This window comes from Geobacter psychrophilus (assembly GCF_056821595.1).
In genome coordinates, this window is sequence record NZ_JBXDTU010000004.1 from 1,112,705 (window position 1) to 1,134,307 (window position 21,603).

The following is a 21,603-nucleotide window of genomic DNA, read 5'->3' on the forward strand; positions in this document are numbered from 1 at the left end:
GTCCTTGTTCTTGGAGTGCTTGGTCAATACCCTACTTAATAATATAATTCCAGATGCCTGTAGCAACTATGTTTAAAAGTGCCAGCGGGATAAAGACTTTCCAGCCGAGATGCATCAGTTGATCATATCGATATCTGGGTACAGTTGCACGGAGCCACATGCAGAAGAATATCAGGAAGTAGACCTTGGCCACGAAATAGACCGGTCCTAACAGCGGGATGGCTGTTGCCAATGGGCCATTCCAGCCACCCAGGAACAGGGTGGTGGTCAGGGCGCACACTGTGACCATATTGGCATATTCAGCCATGAAAAACATGGCATATTTCATACTTGAATACTCGGTACAGAATCCTGAGACCAGTTCTGTTTCAGCTTCAGGGAGGTCGAAGGGTGTACGATTTATTTCAGCAATAGAACAGATGAAAAACATGATAAATGCAATCGGCTGTTTGAATGCGTACCAATCGAAACCACCGAAACCAGACTGCAGTTTCACAATTTCATTCATGGAAAGAGTGCCGGAAAGCATAAACACTGCAACAATGGAAAGTCCGGCTGCCAGTTCATATGAAATCATCTGGGCGGAGGCACGCAGCCCCCCCATAAGTGAATACTTGCTGTTTGATGCCCATCCAGCCAGGACAATTCCGTATACACCCAGAGAAGACATCGCCAGGATATAGAGAACACCGACATTGACGTCATAGACCCTACCGGCTGCTGTATCAAAATAAGCCGCGATTTGAAGAGGAATTTTGTATCCGGCAACCTCGATCACTCCACCGAATGGAATGACCGCAAAAGTTATGAATGCCGGAACAAGGGCTATCAACGGTGCAATCAGGAAGGCAAAGGTGCTTGCCTGCGAAGGAATAATCTCTTCTTTAAAAAAGAGTTTCACACCGTCAGCAATTGGCTGAAGCAGACCATGCCATCCGGTTCGCATCGGTCCCAGACGTACCTGCATATGACCAATGATCTTACGTTCTGCGTACGTTGCGTATGCCACAGTCAGTAGCACAAAGACAAACGCTACCAGGACCTTGGCAACCATGGCGATGTAGTACATCATCGGCAGTCCTAAAATCACGATATCCATCTGACCCTCTTTCCTTAGTTTATAAATTATCCGAAAAAGTTACGTACGACTTAACTACTTGGACAAGGACACCCAGGTAACCGGAGCTCCGCTCCAGACCTGATTGACCGGATTTTCCCCAAAATGATAGGGGGCAAAAACAACACCTTGCGGCATGCGCATAGTAATCCGAGCCTTAAGTTTCATAGAGCCACTGGCCGACGAAACGGTCAGCAGATCGTTTTCCGCAAACTTCAATGCTGCTGCATCACTACGAGATATCTCAACATAACCTTCCGGGCATACATGCATCGGACCTTCACCAAACTGTGACAACGTACCGTTGTGATACAGGGCGCTGCCAGTTACAAAGGCCAGTTTGCCAGGTTCAGCCTTGATTGTAGATGGTTGTGGCACGACAAAAGCATGCTTGAGACTGACTGGGGCAAACATGCCTTCCTCAGCCAGAGAGGCATAACTCATACTTGCGTAACCTGGAGCAGAATCAGCTATTTCAGCAAAAACCGCTGACGGAGCAGCCGGAGCGGAACCGCCAAGTTTTGCTAATAAAGCTCCAAATATTTCAAAATCAGTCCGGCATTGACCGATTTTTCTGATCGCAGGTTTGAAATATTGAACACGGCGGTCGGTTGCGGTAAACGTACCTTCCTTCTCCGCAAAAGAACAAGCCGGCAGGACCACATCTGCCATTGCTGCGGTCTCAGTCATGAACAACTCTGTAACAATCAGGAACTCAGCCTTGTCCAGTGCTGTTTTGATTTTTGCGTGATCTGGATAGGATACAAGCGGATTTTCGCCGGCAATGAATAATGTTTTAATTGATCCGCTTACACAGCCATCAATAATTTGTGTCGCATCCAGACCACCATCGATAGCGTAGAAACCCATGTCAACGGCACCCTGACTATTGTTCTTCTCCGACAAGCAGAGGACACCGCTGCCCTCTTTACCCATTTTCCCGGCCACTATTGCCAGATTGGCGACAGCATTGGCCAAAGAAGCATCATGACCTGGATATGACTGGCCGATGGGGAACAGAATAAGTGCCTTCTCTGCTCTGGCATAGGAACTGGCTAACAACTTGATATCAACGGCACTCAATCCACACTGATCTGCTATTGCTTCAGGTGTAAAACCTGCTAATGATTTTTCAAAAGCAGCATAACCGGGAACATCCAATGCGGAACCATCGGCAAGCTTATTATCGAGAATAACTTTAGCCATAGCATTGAGAATGGCGACTTCACTTCCAGGTGTATGCACGAGAGTCCGGGCATTAGGAAGTTTGGAGAGTTTGCCCTGTTTATCCGACAGGATCTTCAGCGTGACCTCTTTATTCTTGACCGCCATGTTGATTTCAAAACCAACTACGGGGTGGGTCTCGTAGGCATCTGTTTTTATTACCAGCAACAAATCGCTTTTCTGGATGTCAAGAATTGTGGCTGGAGATGCTGTAGCTCCAAAGCTACCCGCAAAACCATCTGTAAGAGCAGCGTGAGCATATCCGGCGGAGTGGTCATAATTGTTTGATCCAGCCGACACCATCATTTTTTTGAACAATACAAGTTCTTCATTTGTCAGACGAGGTGTTGCTATGGCAGCAGCAGAGGAACCTGCAGCTTTCAAGCGGCTTGATACGACCTCCAGTGCCTCATCCCAGCTGACTTCCTCAAACCTTCCGTTTTTCCGAACAAGGGGCTTTGTAAGACGTTTGTCGCTGTTGATGAACTGGTAACCAAAACGACCCCGTACGCAGAGCTGACCATTGTGAAAACCCTGATTTTCATCATAAATCGTGGTTAACACTTTATTATCCTTAACTCCCAGGGTTAGATTACAACCGGTGCCACAGTAACCGCAGATAGACTTCTGCTTGGTCAGCGACCAGAAACGTGCTTTGAACTTGAATGGTCGTGCCAGCAATGACCCAACCGGACAGACCGATACGCAGGAACCGCAGAACTCGCAATTGAGAGCTTCATCAAATTCACACCCGATCTTTGTCTCTATACCGCGGCTGATGAATGTTAATGCTCCAAAACCGACAATTTCATCACATATACGGGCACACTTGCCACACAATACACAACGGTTCATGTCCCGTTCGATCAAGGGATTATTGTAATCAATTTCATGGTGAAATTTTTCGTCGGTAAAACGGTTGCCATCCACTTTGTACTCATAGGTCAAGTTCTGAAGATCACAGTCACCCGCCTTGTCGCAAACCGGACAATCTATCGGATGATTGAGCAGTAGCAGCTCGAGAACCATCTTGCGTGCCTTGACAATATCCGGGGTTGCGGTCCGAATGATCATCCCCTCGGTCACCGGTGTAGTGCAGGCTGGAATCTGGCGACCCTTCATCTGCTCGACCTCAACCAAGCACATACGGCAGGCGCCAAATGGCTTTAACTTCTTGTCGTGGCACAGAATCGGTATCTTGATTCCATTTATCCGGGCAGCATCATAAATCGTAGAATCTTTAGGAGCCGTTACCTGTTTGTCGTCTATTGTCAGATTAAGCATCTCAACCTCTGTCAGTGTGTTTGACCTTGCGTTCGCGGAGTGATGAAAATTGGTTTATTCCAGGGCCATGAAGCGGCAGGCATCGTAACAGGATTTGCACTTGGTGCACTTTTCCTTGTCCAAGACGGCTAGCTGACCTTTTTCCCAGATGATCGCGTCAACCGGGCATGCCTTCTTACAGGCTCCGCACTTAACACACTTGTCCTCAACCACTTGCCACAGGAGCAATTCCTTGCAACAGTTGGACGGGCAACGCTTGTCGTTGATGTGCGCCTCATATTCATCTCGGAAATAGTTGATGGTGGAGAGAATCGGGTTGGGTGCTGTCTGTCCAAGACCGCACAGCGATGCTTTTTTAATGGCGAGCCCCAAATCCTGAAGAGTTGCAATGTCAGTAATCTCGCCACGGCCTTCAGTTATGCGCTCGAGTATATCGAGCATAACCTTGAGGCCTATTCGACAAGGAACACATTTGCCACACGACTCCATTCTCGTGAAGTTAAGAAAGAATCGAGACACGTCGACCATACAGGTGGTCTCATCCATGACAACGAGTCCACCGGAGCCCATCATGGCACCGGCTTTAATCAGGGAGTCATAATCAACCGGGGTATCAAGGATTTCGGCAGGAATACACCCACCAGATGGCCCACCAGCCTGAACTGCTTTGAATTTTCGATTATTGGCAATTCCGCCACAGACATCGTAAATAACCTCACGAATCTTCATTCCGGCCGGAACCTCTACCAGGCCTGTATGTTTAACCTTGCCGGTAACCGCAAAGATCTTGGTACCTTTGGTAGTCTCAGTACCAAGAGATGCATACCACTCGCCCCCCTTATTGATGATGTGGCGAACGTTACCAAAGGTTTCAACGTTATTGATATTGGTCGGATGTCCCCATAGTCCGCGCACGGCAGGGAATGGTGGACGGGGCCTACTCATTCCGCGATGACCCTCAATGGAAGCCATCAATGCGGTCTCTTCACCGCACACAAAGGCACCGGCGCCCATCTTGATGCGCATGTCGAAATTGATACCCCAGCCCTGTATGTTCTGGCCGAGATAGCCTTTTTCGTAGCACACATCGATGGCATGCTGCAGACGTTGAACGGCAAGCGGATATTCGGCACGTACATACACATAGCCAAAATCGCAGCCGATGGCATACGCAGCAATCATCATCCCTTCGATAATACAGTAGGGATCACCCTCAAGTAGCGAGCGGTCCATGAATGCACCCGGATCGCCTTCGTCCGCGTTGCAAATCAGATACTTGTGATCACCGGGCGAAGCCTTGCAGAAGGACCATTTCATGCCGGTAGGGAAACCACCGCCCCCACGACCACGCAGACCGGACTTCTTCACCTCATCAATGACATCTTCAGGCTTCATGGTCTGAACACATTTCTCAATTGCTTTGAAACCGTCTTCTTCTTTATAGGCATCAATACTATCCGGATCTATCTGACCACAGCCTGTCATAACAACACGCATCTGGGCATCGACAAACTGGTTATAGTACGGCTTGGCCTTACGTTTTTCCATTACCGTCTTGTTGACGATATGTTCTTCAATGATTTTCTCGACTTCTTCCGGCTTAACGAAGTCATAGGTGACACGTCCCAGATCCGGCATTATTATGTCAACCAGAACGTCGTTGGCACAAAGTCCGCGGCAACCGGTCTTGATCACATCACAGCGCTTGCCGACGACGGCGTTCAGGCCCTTTTCCGCAAGATGCTTGACAAAAGCCGCCTCGACCTCTTTGGCGCCCATCGAAACACCGCCAGTTCCCTGGCAGATCAGAATTTTTATTGCTTCGTTTTCGCTCATGACTGAGTTGTCCCCTACTGGAAAGTTTCGAGCTACGGGCTATTTCATTGGTCTCTGGTTGTAGTCGTTAACAATTTCATCAACCTTCTGCACCGTCATGGCACCGTAGGTCGAATCATTAACCATTGCCAGCGGCGCCATTCCACACGCACCCAAACAGGCGACCTTCTCAAAGGTATAGCGCAGATCAGCTGTGGTTTCAGCGTGACCAATATGGAGCTTGTCAAAAAATGTTTCAACAATACGGGGAGCACCCTGCACATGACAAGCGGTTCCGACACAGACCCTGATGATAAACCGGCCACGCGGCTTGAGATGAAACTGAGCGTAGAAGGTAAGTACGCCATAAATCTGGCTGGGATATACATTCAAACGTTCCGCGATCAGATCAGCCACGACACGGGGAATATACCCGTACTCGTCCTGAGCGCCCTGAAGGACCGGCATCAGGTTCCCGGGCATATCTATGTACTTGTCGATGATTTTATTGGCAAGCGAGAGGTCGATTTCCGGTTCCTGCTCTGCAGCCTGTTGAGCAACTGCTTCACTCATTCGCGCCTTCTCCTTTTACGTTGTCCTGATAAGCAGGATAAGTAAGTTAGCATAGCTTTTTTCAGTAAAAAAAGCGGAATGCAATTTATAACTTACTATGATTCGGGAGTTACCTGTCAATCTCACCCAGAACGATATCCAGTGTTCCGATTACGGCCACCAAGTCGGCAATCATGGTCCCAACTGACATCTGGTCCATGGCCTGAAGGTTGACAAAAGAAGGCGGACGGATTCTCATCCGGTATGGCTTGCTGCTGCCATCACTGACGATATAATAGCCTAACTCACCCTTTGGGGCTTCGACACCCTGGTATACCTCGCCCTCTGGCACGGGGTATCCTTCCGAAGCGATCTTGAAGTGGTGGATCAGTCCCTCGATGGAGTTATAGACATTCTCTTTGGGCGGGTAACAGACCTGCGGACAGTCTGCCAACACAGGACCCGGCTTAAGACGGTCAAGTGCCTGATTGATAATCTTGCAGGCTTCACGCATCTCAACCAGTCGCACCTTGTAGCGGTCAAAGGTATCGCAGTTTTCTCCAACCGGCACTTTGAACTGATAGTTCTCATAGCCGCTGTAGGAATTATCACGACGCATATCCCAATCAACACCGGAACCACGCAGTGCCGGCCCGGTAAGTCCGATATCAATTGCATTCTCAGCAGAGATCACACCATTGCCGATGGTACGCTTGAGCCAGATCGGGTTGGTCGTCAGGAGCCCTTCGTAGGTATCCAGATAAGCAGGCATGGATTGAGCAAAATCGCGCACCTTCTTCTCAAACTCGGGCGGTACGTCCATGGAAAGACCACCGGCACGGAAGAAGTTGGAGGTCATGCGGGCACCGGAGATCAACTCATAGGTTTCCATGACAACTTCGCGCTCGCGGAATGCATACAGAAAGACTGTCATCGCGCCAATATCCAATGCATGACAGGCCAGCCAGACAAGATGGGATTCGAGGCGAGTCATTTCAGCCATGATCACCCGGATCGTCTGTGCCCGTTCGGGAACCTCAATATCCAGAAGTTTTTCGACAGCCAGAATATACCCGAGGTTATTGCTCATGGGTGCCAGATAATCGAGACGATCGGTCAGCGGCAGTACCTGATGATAGGTGCGGTACTCAGAGAGCTTTTCAACCCCGCGGTGCAGGTAGCCGATGTCGGGAGTGATCTTGGTAATCACCTCGCCGTCCAACTCGAGAACAAGCCTGAGAACCCCATGGGTACTGGGATGCTGCGGCCCCATGTTCAATGTCATTTTTTCCGTAGTAGCCATGTATCGCCTCTTCTATGATCGAAATACGGTTTTATAATCAACTGAATCTACGACAAACGCCCTTTATATGGCTCACGGTCCGGTCCCTGAAGCGGGTAGTCCTTGCGAAGCGGGTGCCCTACCCAGTCATCTGTCATGAGGATCCGACGCAGATCAGGATGGTTGTCAAAGACAATACCAAAAAGGTCAAACACCTCGCGCTCAAGCCAGTTGGCGGTTGCCCAGACCTGAGTGGCACTCTGGATATGCCCGTCTGCCTCGGCCAGCGGCGCCTTGATGCGCAATCGATCTTTGTTGTCAATGGAGAACAACTGATACACCATCATGAAGCGGTCATCATTTTTGCCCAGATAGTCAACCGCGGTCACATCGGTTAGCAGGTTGAACTGAAGCGACTGCTTAAGGAATAACAGGATATTCAGGATATCTTCCTTCCTGACCGTTACCGTCACCTCACCGCGAAACTCAACTATGTCGATAATTGAGGAGGCGAATTTTTCCTTCAGCTTGATTACTGCTCGATTGTTTTCTGCCATGGCATCCAACCCTTTTTTGGGATTTGATTATGTTAGCTTGATTTCAGTATCTAATATTATGCGGCAGCCGAATCGTACCTGTCGCCCAGGCCGATGGCAGAACCGAACGTATTCTTTTCCTTCATGATCTTGTCCTGCAGCTTCATAAGACCAAACAGCAAGGCCTCTGGACGCGGCGGACAGCCTGGAATATATACATCCACCGGCAGAGCCTCATCAATTCCCTGAACAACGCTGTAGGTATCAAAAACACCACCCGAACAGGCACAGGCTCCCATGGCAATAACCCATTTCGGCTCCGGCATCTGCTCATATACCGTCTTAATAACCGGCAGCATCTTTTTTGTAACTGTTCCAGCAATAATGATGCAATCAGACTGGCGTGGAGAGGCGCGAAAGATAATGCCAAAGCGGTCCAGATCGTGATGAGAAGCGCCCGTTGCCATCATCTCAATAGCGCAGCAGGCCAAGCCGAAGGTCATCGGCCATATGGACGACTTCCTGGACCAATTGACAAGTGCGTCCAGTGACGTGGTTATGATGTTTTCGCCGAGCGGATTGTTTACTCCCATTCCAGTGCTCCTTTTTTCCAGACATAAATATAACCGACAAAGAGGATCACGATAAACAGCCCCATCTCAACCAAACCGAATACCCCGAGTTTTTTATAGAGGATCGCCCAAGGATAGAGAAACACTGCCTCGATATCGAACAGAATAAACAGCATGGCAATCAGATAAAATTTGATGGAGAAACGCTCGCGCGCTGTTCCCACCGGCTCGCACCCGCATTCGTACGGAGACATTTTCAGCTTTGAAAACTTTTTCGGACCGATGAGCGATGACATCACCAGCGACACGAGGCCAAAACCGATCGCCACGATCCCCAGAAGTAGTATTGGTAGGTAAGCACCGAGCATTGAAAGCCCTCCTCGCACTGACTTTAAAAGTATACTGTATACAAAATCGAAGCAAAAATAGGTTATTTGCCACCCTTTGTCAAGCAGATTTTTCCCTTTATTTTGATATAACTAAAAATGATCTCAGAGAGCACAACCTGCTAAATTATAAATAAAATTAACTCATTACACTTGACACGACTGCATACAGTATGCTACCCAAAACACAAAATATATTACAGCTCACCTACCAAATTCCAGAGGGTACCTTCATGAACCACGATCGTTCCAGCAGCCTTTTCCAGCAAGCCAAACAATCCATCCCAGGCGGGGTTAACAGCCCGGTCAGGGCCTTCAAATCTGTAGGCGCTGACCCGTTATTCATAAAAAAGGCGGCTGGCGACCGGATTATTGACGAAGACGGCAATAGCTTCGTTGATTACGTCGGATCATGGGGACCAATGATTGTCGGGCATTGCCATCCGAATGTCATTGCAGCGGTTCAGAGCACCATGGAAAGCGGCGCCAGCTTTGGAGCGCCGACCGAGCGCGAGACGATCCTGGCCAACATGGTAATAGATGCGGTTCCTTCCATCGAAATGGTTCGCATGGTCAGTTCCGGCACGGAAGCCACCATGAGCGCGATCCGTCTGGCGCGCGGCTATACCGGCCGGGATAAAATCCTGAAATTCTCCGGCTGCTACCACGGTCACGCCGACTCCCTGCTGGTCAAGGCCGGCTCCGGGGCCGCCACTTTCGGGGTGCCTGACTCCCCCGGCGTCCCTGCCGAAGTTGCAAAGCTTACACTGACAGCTGAATACAACTCGCTTGAATCCGTCAAAAAACTCATTGCAGACAATAAGGACTCCATCGCCTGTATCATTGTGGAACCGGTCGCCGGCAACATGGGAACCGTACCTCCGCGTGAAGGTTTCCTGGAGGGACTGCGTGACATCTGCTCTAACGAAGGCATCATATTGATCTTCGACGAGGTCATGTCCGGCTTCCGGGTTGCCTACGGCGGTGCTCAAGCGCTTTTCGGCGTTACACCCGACATGACCACTCTGGGCAAAATAATCGGCGGCGGCCTGCCGGTCGGCGCATTCGGCGGAAAACGCGAAATTATGGAGAAACTTTCACCAGCCGGCGGTGTCTATCAAGCCGGCACACTCTCCGGCAACCCCCTGGCCATGTCGGCCGGCATCGCCACCCTGAACATCCTCAAGCAGCCCGGCTTCTATCAGAGGTTGGAGGAAAAGAGCAAGTTGATAGCGGATGGGATCGCAACAGCAGCCAAAGAGGCCGGTTACCCCATCTATTCCACCCGGGTCGGCAGCATGTTCTGTGCCTTCTTCAGTAAAAACGCTGTGTATGACTGGCCGAGCGCTTCTCAATGTGACACGAAGGCATTTGCAAAATACTTCCTGGCCATGCTGGACGAGGGTATCTACCTGGCGCCCAGTCAGTTCGAAACCGCTTTTGTCTCGGCAGCCCACACTGATGAAGACATCAATAAAACGATAGCAGCTGCGGCAAAATGTTTCAGATTGATCGCGTGATAAATCTTATTTCATTTGACACTATATTGTCTGCCGTGTTATGGAATACCGGTTTTGTGCAACATGTATACGTGAACCGTCATGAGTAATGACAAAAAAGAGCTGTTCCGAAATCTGGCCATGGTGTCCAGCATGGGCATTTCGGTTGTCCTGGCCATAGGTATCGGTGTCTGGTTCGGACTGACGTTGGATCGCTGGTTTGGCACCAAGCCATGGTTCTTTTATATTTTTTTATTGATTGGCATCGCGGCCGGATTCAAGAATGTCTATGTCATTACCGGCAGGGAGATCCGCAGGGATGATAGCAGCGATCAACGAAGATAATCTCTTCGCTGTCATCATCAAGGGCAGCCTTGGGCTGCTGGCGGTTCTTGCCATCGCGGCCTTTGCCCTGTTTTCCGGCAAAGCTGCACTGGGCATTCTTGCAGGCGGCAGCATCGCGATTATAAACTTCATCTGGCTGAGAAACGCACTGCAGCGCGTACTGGGGTTGCTGCCGGCAAATGCCACCCGCTATGCACTGATGCGTTACCTGGCGCGCATGACCATAACCGGATGCGCGCTGTATTTCGTCATCACTTCAGACCTGTTTTCTCTTGCGGGTGTCCTGGTTGGTTTATCGATTATCGTAGCAAACATATTCGCACTTTCATTTTATCGTGTCCTAGGCACAGGAGGTTAGCTCCATGGTTCACCCGTTACTGTTTCTCGAATTTTTCCGCAAACTGCTGGCACCGCTGCATATCACGGGCGCCAGCGCTGACGCCATTGCGTACACCTGGCTGGTTATTCTGCTGCTGCTGGTTGTTTCCGTTCTGGCAACGTCGGCCCTTAAGTCGATCCCCAGCGGACTGCAGAATTTTATGGAGGTGGTTGTCGGCGGCATCGAAAACATGATCGTCGAAACCATGGGTGAGCATGGCCGCCCCTTCTTTCCTCTGATTGCAACCCTGGCAATATTCGTGCTGGTGTCCAACCTGATCGGCCTGATCCCCGGGTTCTTTCCGCCGACCGCCAATATCAACACCACGGCAGCCTGCGCCGTCATCGTATTCCTCTCCACTCATGTGGTTGGAATCAAGCACCACGGGCTAGGCTATATCAAACACTTCCTCGGACCGATCGCCTGGCTGGCTCCGATCATGTTCTTTATTGAAGTCATCGGTCACGTTTCCCGCCCGGTATCTCTGACACTGCGTCTGTTCGGCAACATGAACGGCCACGAACTTGTTTTGATGATCTTCTTCGGCCTGGCGCCGTTCCTGGTACCGCTGCCGATGATGCTGATGGGGGTACTGGTTTCCTTTATCCAGGCCTTCGTTTTCATGCTTCTGGCAATGATCTACATCCAGGGTTCGCTAGAGCACGCACACTAGAAAGTGAGATATAATTCCCTGTATCCTTTGGCAGAGAATTATTTCGTTAATGCACGTATCCCGCTCGCGGAGATAACTAAAGATTTTTAAATCCTATACTGTTTAGGATATCAACCAAAGTAAGAGAGGAGAAGTAAAGATGAGCTTTTTCACGATGTGCGTTCTGGCAGCAGGTATTGGTATGGCATTGGGTACACTGGGTACCGGCATTGGCCAGGGTCTGGCAGTTAAAAGCGCTGTTGAAGGCGTTTCCCGTAACCCAGGCGCTTCCGGCAAGATCCTGACCACCATGATGATCGGTCTGGCCATGATCGAGTCACTGGCAATCTACGCCCTGGTTGTCTGCCTGATTATCCTGTTCGCCAACCCCTACAAGGATATCGCCCTTAAACTGGCAGAAACCGTTGCCAAGTAATTTCTGAGTAAACGCAGGTTATGAAAAAAGGGCATCCTTTGCGGGATGCCCTTTTTTGTTGCCGATCATGCATTAAGAAGGAAACTCACTACTCATCGTCTTTCAATTTTCCTTCCACCACATTGGACATACCACTCTCGACAAAGGAACCAGTCGAAAGGCGTATAAGAGTCCTGACTGCATAGACATAGGCCGTACCACGCTCCAGCCCCATATCCGAATACTGATTGACTGTCAATGGTTCTCTATTCAGCGGCCAAAAGGGAAAGCCCTCTCCCTTCAACGCTCTATACAGGTTGTAGCCGGCAAAGGTACCCTCAGGATGCGGCAGCCCGACAAATTCCAGGTTGATTTGTGTCGGATGACTGCTGGCCTGCAAAACGGGCGGCAGGGGTGGTGGCAACACACCCGCAGTAACCGGGGCAGACGCAGCGCCTGCAATATCTTCTCTGGTAAAGGCGGTCACAATATAGGAGTACTCTCTGCCGAGGCGCACATCACCATCCAGCAGCATTATCAGACTGCCGTTGCGCTGAGTGCCTGTCGGGAGGAGGTCGAGATTCAGCTTTCGGAACAGAGTAAAATCATCCGTGCAGGCACTGCAACCGGGCAGCTGACCTGCAACGGCATCCCGCTTCAGAATCGTGACCCCGGCCAGACCTGACAGGGTACGGCCCGCCCGGTCCTTGGACGGAGGTGCAAACGAAAGCTTCAGGGAGTTACCACTCTGCTGCACAGCAATAGCTGAGGGAGCAGCCGGTACCAGCATTTCGGGATAAACCAGGGGCCCTTTTTTGCCGCAGGCTGTAACAACAAGGGCCACGAGCATCAAAGCGACAATTGTGCGCATATAATAAACCTTTCCAGAAGTTGTCGGTGTTATTTACCAGGGGCAGGGACACCGGAAGCGGCCAACGAGAGTTCAAAACGCCCCCCCGCCAAAGAGAACCGCACGCGGTCTTGAAGAATGTCTGTTATCACGGCCCCTGAGACGACCCCGCCTTCCTGCATAAGGAAGCCGTTTACCACGGCCCTGCGGGCGCGCCGCTCGTCCTGATAGGCAATGCCGGACAGCTTGATATCGGCTGGGGGGGCAATCGTCGGGACCGCAGGTGCAGCCTGTCTTTTCCGGTCATTCAGGCGCTTGCTCAATTCCTGTTGCGTCAGTATGGCGGCAGCATCGGCGGCGGACGTAACAGCCTGCTCTGGTACCTGTCGAATTTGGGGTTGAACCGGGCGCGGGGTTGCTGGTCGCACCAATGCCTGAGCTTTCGGGGGTTTGTTCTGTTCTGAAACGGCCTGGGTATCAGGCACGGGCACAGGAACCGGTTGCACCGGAGCAACCTCAACCCTGGCGAGTGGCGCAGGAGGTATCGGCGCCACAATCTGTTGAGAAGGGTTTAGCCGCAGCTTGCCGGACTGAATATATTGCCAAGTTCCGGCAAACGTAACCAATACGGCAACCGTCACTGCCAGCGCGATTTTCCAGCCAACAGAAACGGGTGGTTTTGAACGTTCATTTTCAAAAAGCGCCCCGGATATATTGACAACCCTGTCTCCACGTTTTTTTATGGTTTTCTCATGTTCCAGCTTTTTCAGCGCATCAAGAATATAGCTCATGAATCAATCACCTTCCGGACCACAGCCAACCATGTATGCGTTGCCACACGCCCCGACGGGTCGGGCCTGGCTGTGCCTCCATGATAATCCGTGATGCAATTGCTTGTGTTACGGTGTTGCTCTCCTGTGTCCAGGCCATGACCAGGGCCTGTTCACAGACGATGTTAATCAAGCGCGGCACACCCCTCGAAAAGCGGTAAATGCGCTTCACCGCACCGGAGGTGAACAGACCGGGAATCCGGCAGCCAGACACCTTCAGGCGATGCCTGATATAATCACCCGTATCGAGTTTACTCATCGGAGTCAAGCGACAACGGACGGCAATACGCTGGCTGAGTTGCCGCAGATCGTGACGGTTCAGAACGTCGTTGAGCTCCGGTTGACCAGCCAGAATGATCTGAATGAGTTTATCACGCTCTGTTTCCAGATTAGAGATCAAACGCACCTGTTCCAGCACGTCCGGCGTCAGATTCTGGGCCTCATCGATTACCAGAACAACCGTTTTTCCGGCAACGTGCTGCTCCAGAAGAAACTGGTTGAGTATATCCAGCCAGCCGATGCGGTTCTGTCCGTCTGATTCGAGACCAAACTCCCGGCAGATGCTGGCCAACAACTGCTCCCCAGAAAGGCAGGGGTTAAAGATGAGAGCACTGCGGTATTTTTCAGGGTCAAGCTGGGTCAGCAGCGTTCTGAGGACCGTGGTTTTGCCGGTCCCCACCTCGCCGGTCATGGCAATAAATCCGGCATGAGTGTCGATCCCATAGACAAGATGGGCAAATGCTTCGCGATGATTCCCGCTCAGATAGATAAATTGAGGATTCGGTGTGATGGTGAATGGTTTTTCGCTGAACCCGAAAAAGTCACAGTACATCAGAGACTACTTACCCTCTCGCACTCGCTGTATTTCACATTCAACGGCAGCCCTGGCCGTGCCGCCAATCACATTGCGGGCATTGACACTGGCTTCGACCGTTATGCAGCCGAAAATATCGTCATCGATCTTCCCCGAGAACAGCTGCCACTCCGCCAGGGAAAGTTCGGTGATGTCCATCTCGTTTTCAACACAGTAAGCCACGGCCTTGCCGACCGCCTCATGGGCATCGCGGAAGGGAAGCCCCTTGCGCACCAGGTAATCGGCAACATCTGTGGCGGTCGAGAAGCCGAACCCGGCAGCACGGCGCATGGAGACACTGTTCACCCGCATCTCGCGGATCATGTCGGCAAAAATCTTCAGACTCCCTTTGACCGTATCGATGGTGTCAAAGAGCGGTTCCTTGTCCTCCTGCATGTCCTTGTTATAGGCCAACGGCAGGGACTTCATGGTAGTCAGGAGCGCCATCAGGTTGCCGTAGACCCGCCCGGTCTTGCCCCGCACCAGTTCCGGCACATCCGGGTTCTTCTTCTGCGGCATGATCGACGAACCGGTGCAGAAACCATCCGACAGCTCGATGAACTTGAATGAACTGGTGGACCAGAGGATCAGCTCCTCCGAAAAACGTGACAGGTGCATCATCAGGATCGAGGCATTCGCCAGGAACTCCAGGGCGAAGTCCCGGTCCGAGACCGAATCCAGGGAATTGCGGGTAACGGTCGGGAAGTCCAGTTGCTCGGCCACGTATTCCCGGTCAATGGGGAAGGTGGTGCCGGCCAGGGCGCCGGCGCCCAGCGGCATGACATTGACCCGCTTATGACAATCTTCGAGGCGCCCCTTGTCACGCTTGAACATTTCCACATAGGCCATCATATGGTGGCTGAACAGGATCGGCTGGGCCGTCTGCAGGTGGGTGAAACCGGGCATGATCACTTCTATGTTGTTCTCGGCCTGTTCCAGCAGGGCATCGATCAGCAGATCCAGATAGGTGCTGATCTCCACGATTTCATCCCGCAGGTAGAGACGGATATCCAGCGCCACCTGGTCGTTGCGCGAACGGCCGGTATGCAGACGCTTGCCCGCCTCGCCGATGGCGGCCGACAGGCGCGCCTCGATGTTCATGTGGATGTCTTCCAGGCTGATGGAAAAATCGAACTGGCCGGCCTCGATCTGTTCCAGGATCTTCTGTAGACCGTGGACGATCTGCCCCACATCCTCCTGCGGGATAATGCCCTGCTTGCCCAGCATGTGGGCGTGGGCGATGGAGCCGCGGATATCCTGGTGATACAGGCGCTTGTCAAATTGTATGGAGGCGGTGAACTCCTCCACGAATTTATCGGTCGGCTGGGTGAAGCGACCACCCCACAGCTTGTCTTTGGACATGGTATCTAGATTCCTTGTTTCTGGCGTTGAATTGTCAATGGTTTGATACTATACGTGAAAAGCGGATAAAATCAAAGGGGCATAACAGCGTCATGCCCCTTCTTGTCCAGCAGTCAATGTATACTGAAGCGGCTATTTCTTCCGGTTGGCCTGCATCAGTGAGCGGATGCGCAGCCGCAGGGAATTGATCTTGATGAAACCCTCGGCATCGGCCTGATTGAAGACCTGGTCCTTCTCAAAGGTGGCAAAATCCAGGTTGAAGAGCGAGTCGCTCTCGGACTTGCGGCCGACGGTACGGCACAAGCCCTTGTAGAGCTTGAGGCGGGCGACACCGTTGACGCATTTCTGGGAGTCGTCGATCAGGGTCTGCAGCATCAGACGCTCGGGGGAAAACCAGTAGCCGGCGTAAATCTGCTTTGCGTACTCGGGGATCAGGCTGTCACGGATGCGCATGACCTCGCGGTCCATGGTGATCTGCTCGACAGCCGAATGGGCCTCGCGCAGGATCGTGCCGCCCGGGGTCTCGTAGACGCCGCGCGACTTCATGCCGACCGAGCGGTTCTCCAGCAGGTCAACCCGGCCGATGCCGTGCACGCCGCCAATCTCGTTCAAATGGGCCAGCAGCTGGGCCGGGGTCATCTTCTTGCCGTCCACTGAGACTGCATTGCCGTTGACAAACTCGATTTCCACATATTGGGCCTTGTTGGGCGCTTTCTCCGGCGGTCGGGTCAGCACGTACATCTCTTCCGGTGCCTCGGCCCAGGTATCCTCCAGGATGCCCCCTTCAAAGGAGATGTGCAGCAGGTTGCGGTCAGACGACCAGGGGCGCTTCTTGATGGTCGGAATGGGGATGCCGTTCTTCTTGGCGTACTCGATCAGGGCCTGACGGCTGTTCAGATCCCACATCCTCCAGGGTGCAATCACCTTGATCGCCGGGTTGAAGTGGTAGTAGGCCAGCTCGAAGCGGACCTGGTCATTACCCTTGCCGGTGGCACCGTGGGAAACCGCGTCGCATTTTTCCTTGGCTGCAATCTCCATCTGGCGCTTGGCGATCAGTGGACGGGCAATGGAGGTCCCCAGCAGATAGTGACCTTCGTAGATGGCATTGGCACGGAACATGGGGAACACGAAGTCCTTGACGAACTCCTCACGCAGGTCGTCGATATAAACCTTGTCGGCACCGGTTGCCAGGGCTTTTTCACGAACCGGATCAAGCTCATCCCCCTGCCCCAGGTCTGCCGAAAAGGCCACAACCTTGCAACCGTACTCGTTCTTGAGCCACTTGAGGATGATCGAGGTGTCCAGGCCGCCTGAATAGGCCAGAACGATCTTTTTGATTTCCTGCTTCTTGATTGGTGCCATGCGCATACTCTCCTTTGGTTACTGATATTATTTGATCAATGTGGCCATGATAGCTTTTTGTATATGCAGCCGGTTCTCCGCCTCGTCCCAGACCACCGAATGCTTCCCTTCTATGACCGAGTCCGAGATCTCCTCGCCGCGATGGGCAGGCAGGCAGTGCAGCACGATGCAGTCCGGTTGCGCCAGGGCCAGCAGCGCGTCATCCAGGCAAAAGCCGACAAAGGCCTTTTCCCGCTCCTTCTGCTCGTTCTCCTGCCCCATGCTGGCCCAGACATCGGTATTAACGACATCGGCGCCGGCCACTGCCAGCTTCGGGTCTGTTGTCAGCGTGATCCTGCCGGGGGCCTTGGCCTGGGCCCATGCCAGGACCTTGGCATCCGGCTCGTAGCCATGCGGACAGGCCAGCCTCAGGTCGAAACCGAGAATGGCGGCCGCCTCGATCCAGGTATTGGCCATGTTATTGCCATCCCCCACCCAGGCAAAGGTCAACCCTTCGTAGGTACGCTTGTGCTCGATAACCGTCAGCAGGTCAGCCATGATCTGGCAGGGGTGAAACAGGTCGGTCAGGCCGTTGATTACCGGCACATCCGAGTATTTCGCGAACTCCTCCACGATCTCCTGACCGAAGGTGCGGATCATGACTCCGTCACAATAGCGGGACATGACACGGGCACTGTCCTTGATCGGCTCACCGCGCCCCATCTGGGAGGTACCGGATGACATGAACAGACCATGACCCCCCAGCTGAAAGACGCCCACCTCGAAGGATACCCGGGTACGGGTGGAGGCCTTTTCAAAGATCAGTGCCACGGTTTTGCCGTCCAGCAATCTGTGCGCTATGCCCTTTTTCTGCTTTGACTTCAGCTCGCGGGCCAGGGTCAGCATACCGTACAGTTCGATCTCGTTGTAATCGTGCAGCGCCAGAAAATGTCGCGCCATAGCCGCCTCCCCTTATGCCTCGGTTTCGGCAAAAATGCCGTCAAGGATTGCAATCATCTGGTCCACTTCCTGCTTTGCAACGGTCAGGGGCGGGACAAACCGGAGGACCGTGTCGTGTGTTACGTTCAGCAGCACACCCCGCTCGTGCCCCTTCCTGACGATGTCTCCGGCGGGAATATCCAGGGCCATGCCGATCATCAGGCCGATGCCGCGCACCTCTTTTACAAATGGATACTTGTGCTGGAGCGACTGGAGTTCACCTTCCAGGTACTCGCCGATCTCTTCACAGCGGTTGAGGATGCCGTCCTCCAGGATGGTTCGAACCGTTGCGATCGCTGCGGCACAGACCAGCGGATTGCCGCCGAAGGTGGAACCGTGCGTGCCGGGTACGAAGGCAGCGGCATAGCGGTCAGTCGCCAGCATGGTCCCGATCGGCGCCCCGCCGGCCAGTGCCTTGGCCAGGGTCATGATATCAGGAACGATGTCGAAATGTTCATAGGCGAAGAGCTTGCCGGTACGCCCCATCCCGACCTGCACCTCGTCAAAGATCAGGATCAGGTCATGTTTGTCACAGATGCGGCGGACCTCCTGGAAATAGCCGGGGGACGGGACATTCACCCCCCCCTCGCCCTGGATCGGTTCCAGCATGATGGCGCAGGTCGTAGGAGTGACCGCACCCTCAAGGGCATCCAGATCATCAAAGGGAACGTGCTTGAAGCCGTGCAGCAGCGGATCGAAAAAGCGCTGGACCTTTTCCTGTCCGGTGGCCGAAACCGTGGCCATGGTGCGGCCATGGAAGGAATCGGCGGCGGTGATGATTTCGTAACGCTCCGGTCCATAGGTGTCGCGACTGTACTTGCGGGCCAGCTTGATGGCCGCCTCGTTGGCTTCGGCGCCGCTGTTGCAGAAGAAGGCCTTGTCCGCAAACGAGTGGTTGCAGAGCAGCTCCGCCAGTTCGATCTGCTGCGGGATCTGGTAATAGTTGGAACAGTGGATCAGCTCTGCGGCCTGCTTCTGCAGTGCGGCGACGATCTTGGGATGACAGTGCCCCAGATTGTTGACCGCCACGCCCCCCAAAAAATCCAGGTATTCCTTGCCATCCGCATCCCACAGGCGGCACCCTGCACCCCTGACCGGCACAATCGGGTAGCGACCATAGGTCCGCATGATGTATTTGTCTGACTTTTCGATCCATTGCTGACTGTTCATAAGGTATCCTGTCTTGAAGCGCGATTCAACATAACGCGTTTCACTTGATTATTTCCGTTCCAATGCCGATGTCGGTAAAAATCTCCAGCAGCACGGCATGCTCCATGCGGCCATCAATGATATGGGCCTTCTTGACCCCATCCTTGAGTGCATCGGCACAGCAGACAACCTTTGGTATCATGCCGCCGGTAATGGCCTCCTCCTCGATCAGGCGATGCATATCCGCCACTGCGATACTGGCCAGCAGCCTCTTCTGGCTGTCCAGAACACCGGGGGTATCGGTCAGCAGGATCAGCTTCTCGGCATTCAGGGCCGCTGCCACCCGACCGGCAACCAGGTCGGCGTTGATATTGTAGCTTTCACCCTGAGGCCCGACTCCCACCGGCGCGATTACCGGTATATAGTTTCCGTTCTCCAGGGTCTTGATCAGATCGGTATTGACCTTGACCACATCACCGACAAAGCCGATATCAACGGACTCGGTTCTGCCATCTTCTCCCTTGACTTCCTGCAGCAGTTTTTTCGACAGCAGCAAGGTGCCATCCTTGCCCGAAAGTCCGACAGCCCGGCCACCATGCAGGTTGAGGTAGCCGACCACCTCGGTATTGACCTGCCCGACCAGCACCATCTCCACCACCGACATGGTGTCGGCATCAGTCACCCGCATACCGCGGACAAATTCGGATACAATGCCGTAGCGCTTGAGGGTTTCATTGATCTGCGGTCCGCCGCCATGGACAATGACCGTGTTGATTCCCAACGACTTAAGCATGATGATGTCGAGGGCGAAGGACTCCTTCAAGCGCGCATCCGACATGGCGTGGCCGCCGTATTTGATGACAAAGGTCTTGCCCGAAAAGCGCCGGATATAGGGCAGCGCCTCCATGAGTGTATTCGCTTTACCGATCAGATGTTCCATGATGTCTGCCTGTCCCTTAAATCTGATACTAATGTTAAAAATAAAACTGCCAACCGTAAAGTTGGCAGTCTAGCGTACAATCCGCAAAATTTCAAAAGGTTATTGCATCGGTAGCGTTATCGTTACCGTTGTTCCCAATCCCGGTGTACTGTCCATGCTGATGTTGCCGCCATGCTGATGAATAAAATCACGGGCGTAGAACAGACCCAGTCCAAAACCGCGCACCTGCCCGGTATTATGGGGATCTATCTGATAAAATTTTTCAAACACCTTGCCTATCTCATCACGGGGAATCCCGACGCCACTATCAGAAACCAGCACACAGACGTTGTCGCCACCATTGAACAAGGAGATGGAAACGGTTCCGAGATCACCGGAAAATTTGTAGGCATTGTCAACAATCTGCTGTAATGCAAAGGTGATTTTTGCGCGGTCGAGATTCAGTTCCGGCAACAGCACTTCCTGAAAATCTGTTTCTATGCCGGGTTTGCTCTGGGCTTCCTGCGATCCATAGATCACCGAGGCGGTGATCAGATTAAGATCGCACGGTTCACGCTTCAGCCCTTTATTGCCCTCCATAACCTGGCTGAAGGTCAGCAGATCCGTCACCATCCGGCTCAGATAGAGTGCTTCGTCATTGATAAGCTTTACATTCGTTAAAAAGGAGGGGTCGTTTGTCTCATAGACACCCCGCTGAATATTCTGCAAAAACAATGAAATCGCGGTGATTGGCGTCCGAAGCTTGTGAGAGATGAGCGAAAGAAAGATGCTTTTGAGGTGATCCAGATTCTTCAGGCTGGCAAGTTCCTCTTTAAGCGCTTTCCTGAGCAGGGACTTCTCGATGGCTGTCTTCAGTTGCAGCATATTGAGCGGCTTGCTGATAAAATCGTCAGCACCGTCTTTAAGAGCCCCCAGAATAACATCCTTTTCGGCAAATCCGGTCATGATGATGACAGTTGCGTTCGGATCAACCTCCTTGATCTGGCGCAGGAGGTCAAGCCCGCTTCCACCGGGCATCATCACATCGGTCAGGACCAGATCAACAGATTCCTTTTCATAGATCCGCAGAGCGTCATGGCAGTTACCGGCCTGAAACAGCTTGTACCCCTTGAGCGCTTTCAGACACAGCTCCCTGATGACGCTTTCATCATCCACAACCAGAATGGTTGCCTGCTGTTTCTGCGGGGTGTCCGCCTCGCTATGCACCACCTGCGTCATCAT

At 52.6% G+C, this 21,603-nt stretch carries 22 protein-coding genes; 5 read left to right on the forward strand and 17 right to left on the reverse strand.

What is annotated here, in order from left to right; translation table 11 throughout:
* Window positions 1-31: 31 nt before the first annotated feature.
* From nuoH to ACOCF6_RS07515, 8 genes are all read right to left on the reverse strand, one after another.
* Window positions 32-1,099, reverse strand: a complete 1,068-nt coding sequence (gene nuoH / locus ACOCF6_RS07480) for an NADH-quinone oxidoreductase subunit NuoH (protein ID WP_482459763.1) — start codon at window positions 1,097-1,099, stop codon at window positions 32-34.
* 54 nt (window positions 1,100-1,153) lie between these two features.
* The gene (locus ACOCF6_RS07485) at window positions 1,154-3,625 is read right to left on the reverse strand and encodes a molybdopterin-dependent oxidoreductase (protein WP_482459764.1); all 2,472 of its coding nucleotides are present in this window, start codon (window positions 3,623-3,625) and stop codon (window positions 1,154-1,156) included.
* Between the two features lie 54 nt (window positions 3,626-3,679).
* Window positions 3,680-5,461 carry an NADH-ubiquinone oxidoreductase-F iron-sulfur binding region domain-containing protein gene (locus tag ACOCF6_RS07490; protein WP_482459765.1) on the reverse strand — a complete coding sequence of 594 codons (1,782 nt, stop codon included), beginning with the start codon at window positions 5,459-5,461 and terminating at the stop codon, window positions 3,680-3,682.
* A gap of 39 nt (window positions 5,462-5,500) precedes the next feature.
* A complete protein-coding gene (locus ACOCF6_RS07495; protein ID WP_482459766.1) occupies window positions 5,501-6,013 on the reverse strand; it encodes an NADH-quinone oxidoreductase subunit NuoE family protein in 513 nt (170 codons plus the stop codon).
* A gap of 109 nt (window positions 6,014-6,122) precedes the next feature.
* Window positions 6,123-7,295, reverse strand: coding sequence for an NADH dehydrogenase (quinone) subunit D (gene nuoD, locus ACOCF6_RS07500; RefSeq protein WP_482459767.1), 1,173 nt, complete (start codon window positions 7,293-7,295; stop codon window positions 6,123-6,125).
* Between the two features lie 47 nt (window positions 7,296-7,342).
* Window positions 7,343-7,831, reverse strand: a complete 489-nt coding sequence (locus ACOCF6_RS07505) for an NADH-quinone oxidoreductase subunit C (RefSeq protein WP_482459768.1) — start codon at window positions 7,829-7,831, stop codon at window positions 7,343-7,345.
* 56 nt (window positions 7,832-7,887) lie between these two features.
* A complete protein-coding gene (locus ACOCF6_RS07510; protein WP_482459769.1) occupies window positions 7,888-8,403 on the reverse strand; it encodes an NADH-quinone oxidoreductase subunit B in 516 nt (171 codons plus the stop codon).
* Window positions 8,394-8,750 carry an NADH-quinone oxidoreductase subunit A gene (locus tag ACOCF6_RS07515; protein ID WP_482459770.1) on the reverse strand — a complete coding sequence of 119 codons (357 nt, stop codon included), beginning with the start codon at window positions 8,748-8,750 and terminating at the stop codon, window positions 8,394-8,396. Before ACOCF6_RS07515 ends, ACOCF6_RS07510 begins: the two co-directional genes overlap by 10 nt.
* A gap of 251 nt (window positions 8,751-9,001) precedes the next feature.
* Between ACOCF6_RS07515 and hemL the strand changes: the two genes are divergently transcribed.
* The 5 genes from hemL (at window position 9,002) to atpE (ending at window position 12,079) form a co-directional block, all read left to right on the forward strand.
* Window positions 9,002-10,288 (forward strand): glutamate-1-semialdehyde 2,1-aminomutase, encoded by a 1,287-nt coding sequence (hemL, locus tag ACOCF6_RS07520; RefSeq protein ID WP_482459771.1) that lies wholly within the window; start codon window positions 9,002-9,004, stop codon window positions 10,286-10,288.
* An 81-nt stretch (window positions 10,289-10,369) separates the two neighbouring features.
* Window positions 10,370-10,612, forward strand: a complete 243-nt coding sequence (locus ACOCF6_RS07525) for an AtpZ/AtpI family protein (protein WP_482459772.1) — start codon at window positions 10,370-10,372, stop codon at window positions 10,610-10,612.
* On the forward strand, window positions 10,587-10,970 hold the full coding sequence (locus tag ACOCF6_RS07530) for an ATP synthase subunit I (RefSeq protein ID WP_482459773.1): 384 nt from the start codon (window positions 10,587-10,589) through the stop codon (window positions 10,968-10,970). Before ACOCF6_RS07525 ends, ACOCF6_RS07530 begins: the two co-directional genes overlap by 26 nt.
* 4 nt (window positions 10,971-10,974) lie before the next feature.
* Window positions 10,975-11,664 carry a F0F1 ATP synthase subunit A gene (gene atpB, locus ACOCF6_RS07535; protein WP_482459774.1) on the forward strand — a complete coding sequence of 230 codons (690 nt, stop codon included), beginning with the start codon at window positions 10,975-10,977 and terminating at the stop codon, window positions 11,662-11,664.
* Window positions 11,665-11,803: 139 nt separating this feature from the next.
* Window positions 11,804-12,079 (forward strand): ATP synthase F0 subunit C, encoded by a 276-nt coding sequence (gene atpE / locus ACOCF6_RS07540; RefSeq protein WP_214173850.1) that lies wholly within the window; start codon window positions 11,804-11,806, stop codon window positions 12,077-12,079.
* An 88-nt stretch (window positions 12,080-12,167) separates the two neighbouring features.
* On the opposite strand, the gene lptM is transcribed toward atpE, so the two are convergent.
* The 9 genes from lptM to ACOCF6_RS07585 all read right to left on the reverse strand — a co-directional run bounded on the left by lptM (window position 12,168) and on the right by ACOCF6_RS07585 (window position 21,603).
* Window positions 12,168-12,929, reverse strand: coding sequence for an LPS translocon maturation chaperone LptM (gene lptM / locus ACOCF6_RS07545; protein WP_482459775.1), 762 nt, complete (start codon window positions 12,927-12,929; stop codon window positions 12,168-12,170).
* A 29-nt stretch (window positions 12,930-12,958) separates the two neighbouring features.
* On the reverse strand, window positions 12,959-13,699 hold the full coding sequence (locus tag ACOCF6_RS07550) for a hypothetical protein (protein ID WP_482459776.1): 741 nt from the start codon (window positions 13,697-13,699) through the stop codon (window positions 12,959-12,961).
* A 7-nt stretch (window positions 13,700-13,706) separates the two neighbouring features.
* Complete coding sequence (locus ACOCF6_RS07555; protein WP_482459777.1) at window positions 13,707-14,570, reverse strand: ExeA family protein; 864 nt, start codon at window positions 14,568-14,570, stop codon at window positions 13,707-13,709.
* A gap of 6 nt (window positions 14,571-14,576) precedes the next feature.
* Complete coding sequence (argH, locus tag ACOCF6_RS07560) at window positions 14,577-15,953, reverse strand: argininosuccinate lyase (RefSeq protein ID WP_482459778.1); 1,377 nt, start codon at window positions 15,951-15,953, stop codon at window positions 14,577-14,579.
* A 132-nt stretch (window positions 15,954-16,085) separates the two neighbouring features.
* Complete coding sequence (locus tag ACOCF6_RS07565; RefSeq protein WP_482463290.1) at window positions 16,086-17,306, reverse strand: argininosuccinate synthase; 1,221 nt, start codon at window positions 17,304-17,306, stop codon at window positions 16,086-16,088.
* Window positions 17,307-17,342: 36 nt separating this feature from the next.
* Window positions 17,343-18,254, reverse strand: a complete 912-nt coding sequence (gene argF / locus ACOCF6_RS07570; protein ID WP_482459779.1) for an ornithine carbamoyltransferase — start codon at window positions 18,252-18,254, stop codon at window positions 17,343-17,345.
* Between the two features lie 12 nt (window positions 18,255-18,266).
* On the reverse strand, window positions 18,267-19,463 hold the full coding sequence (locus ACOCF6_RS07575; protein WP_482459780.1) for an acetylornithine transaminase: 1,197 nt from the start codon (window positions 19,461-19,463) through the stop codon (window positions 18,267-18,269).
* Window positions 19,464-19,503: 40 nt separating this feature from the next.
* On the reverse strand, window positions 19,504-20,382 hold the full coding sequence (argB, locus tag ACOCF6_RS07580; protein WP_482459781.1) for an acetylglutamate kinase: 879 nt from the start codon (window positions 20,380-20,382) through the stop codon (window positions 19,504-19,506).
* A gap of 99 nt (window positions 20,383-20,481) precedes the next feature.
* Window positions 20,482-21,603: a sensor histidine kinase gene (locus tag ACOCF6_RS07585; RefSeq protein WP_482459782.1), complete on the reverse strand. Its 1,122-nt coding sequence runs from the start codon at window positions 21,601-21,603 to the stop codon at window positions 20,482-20,484.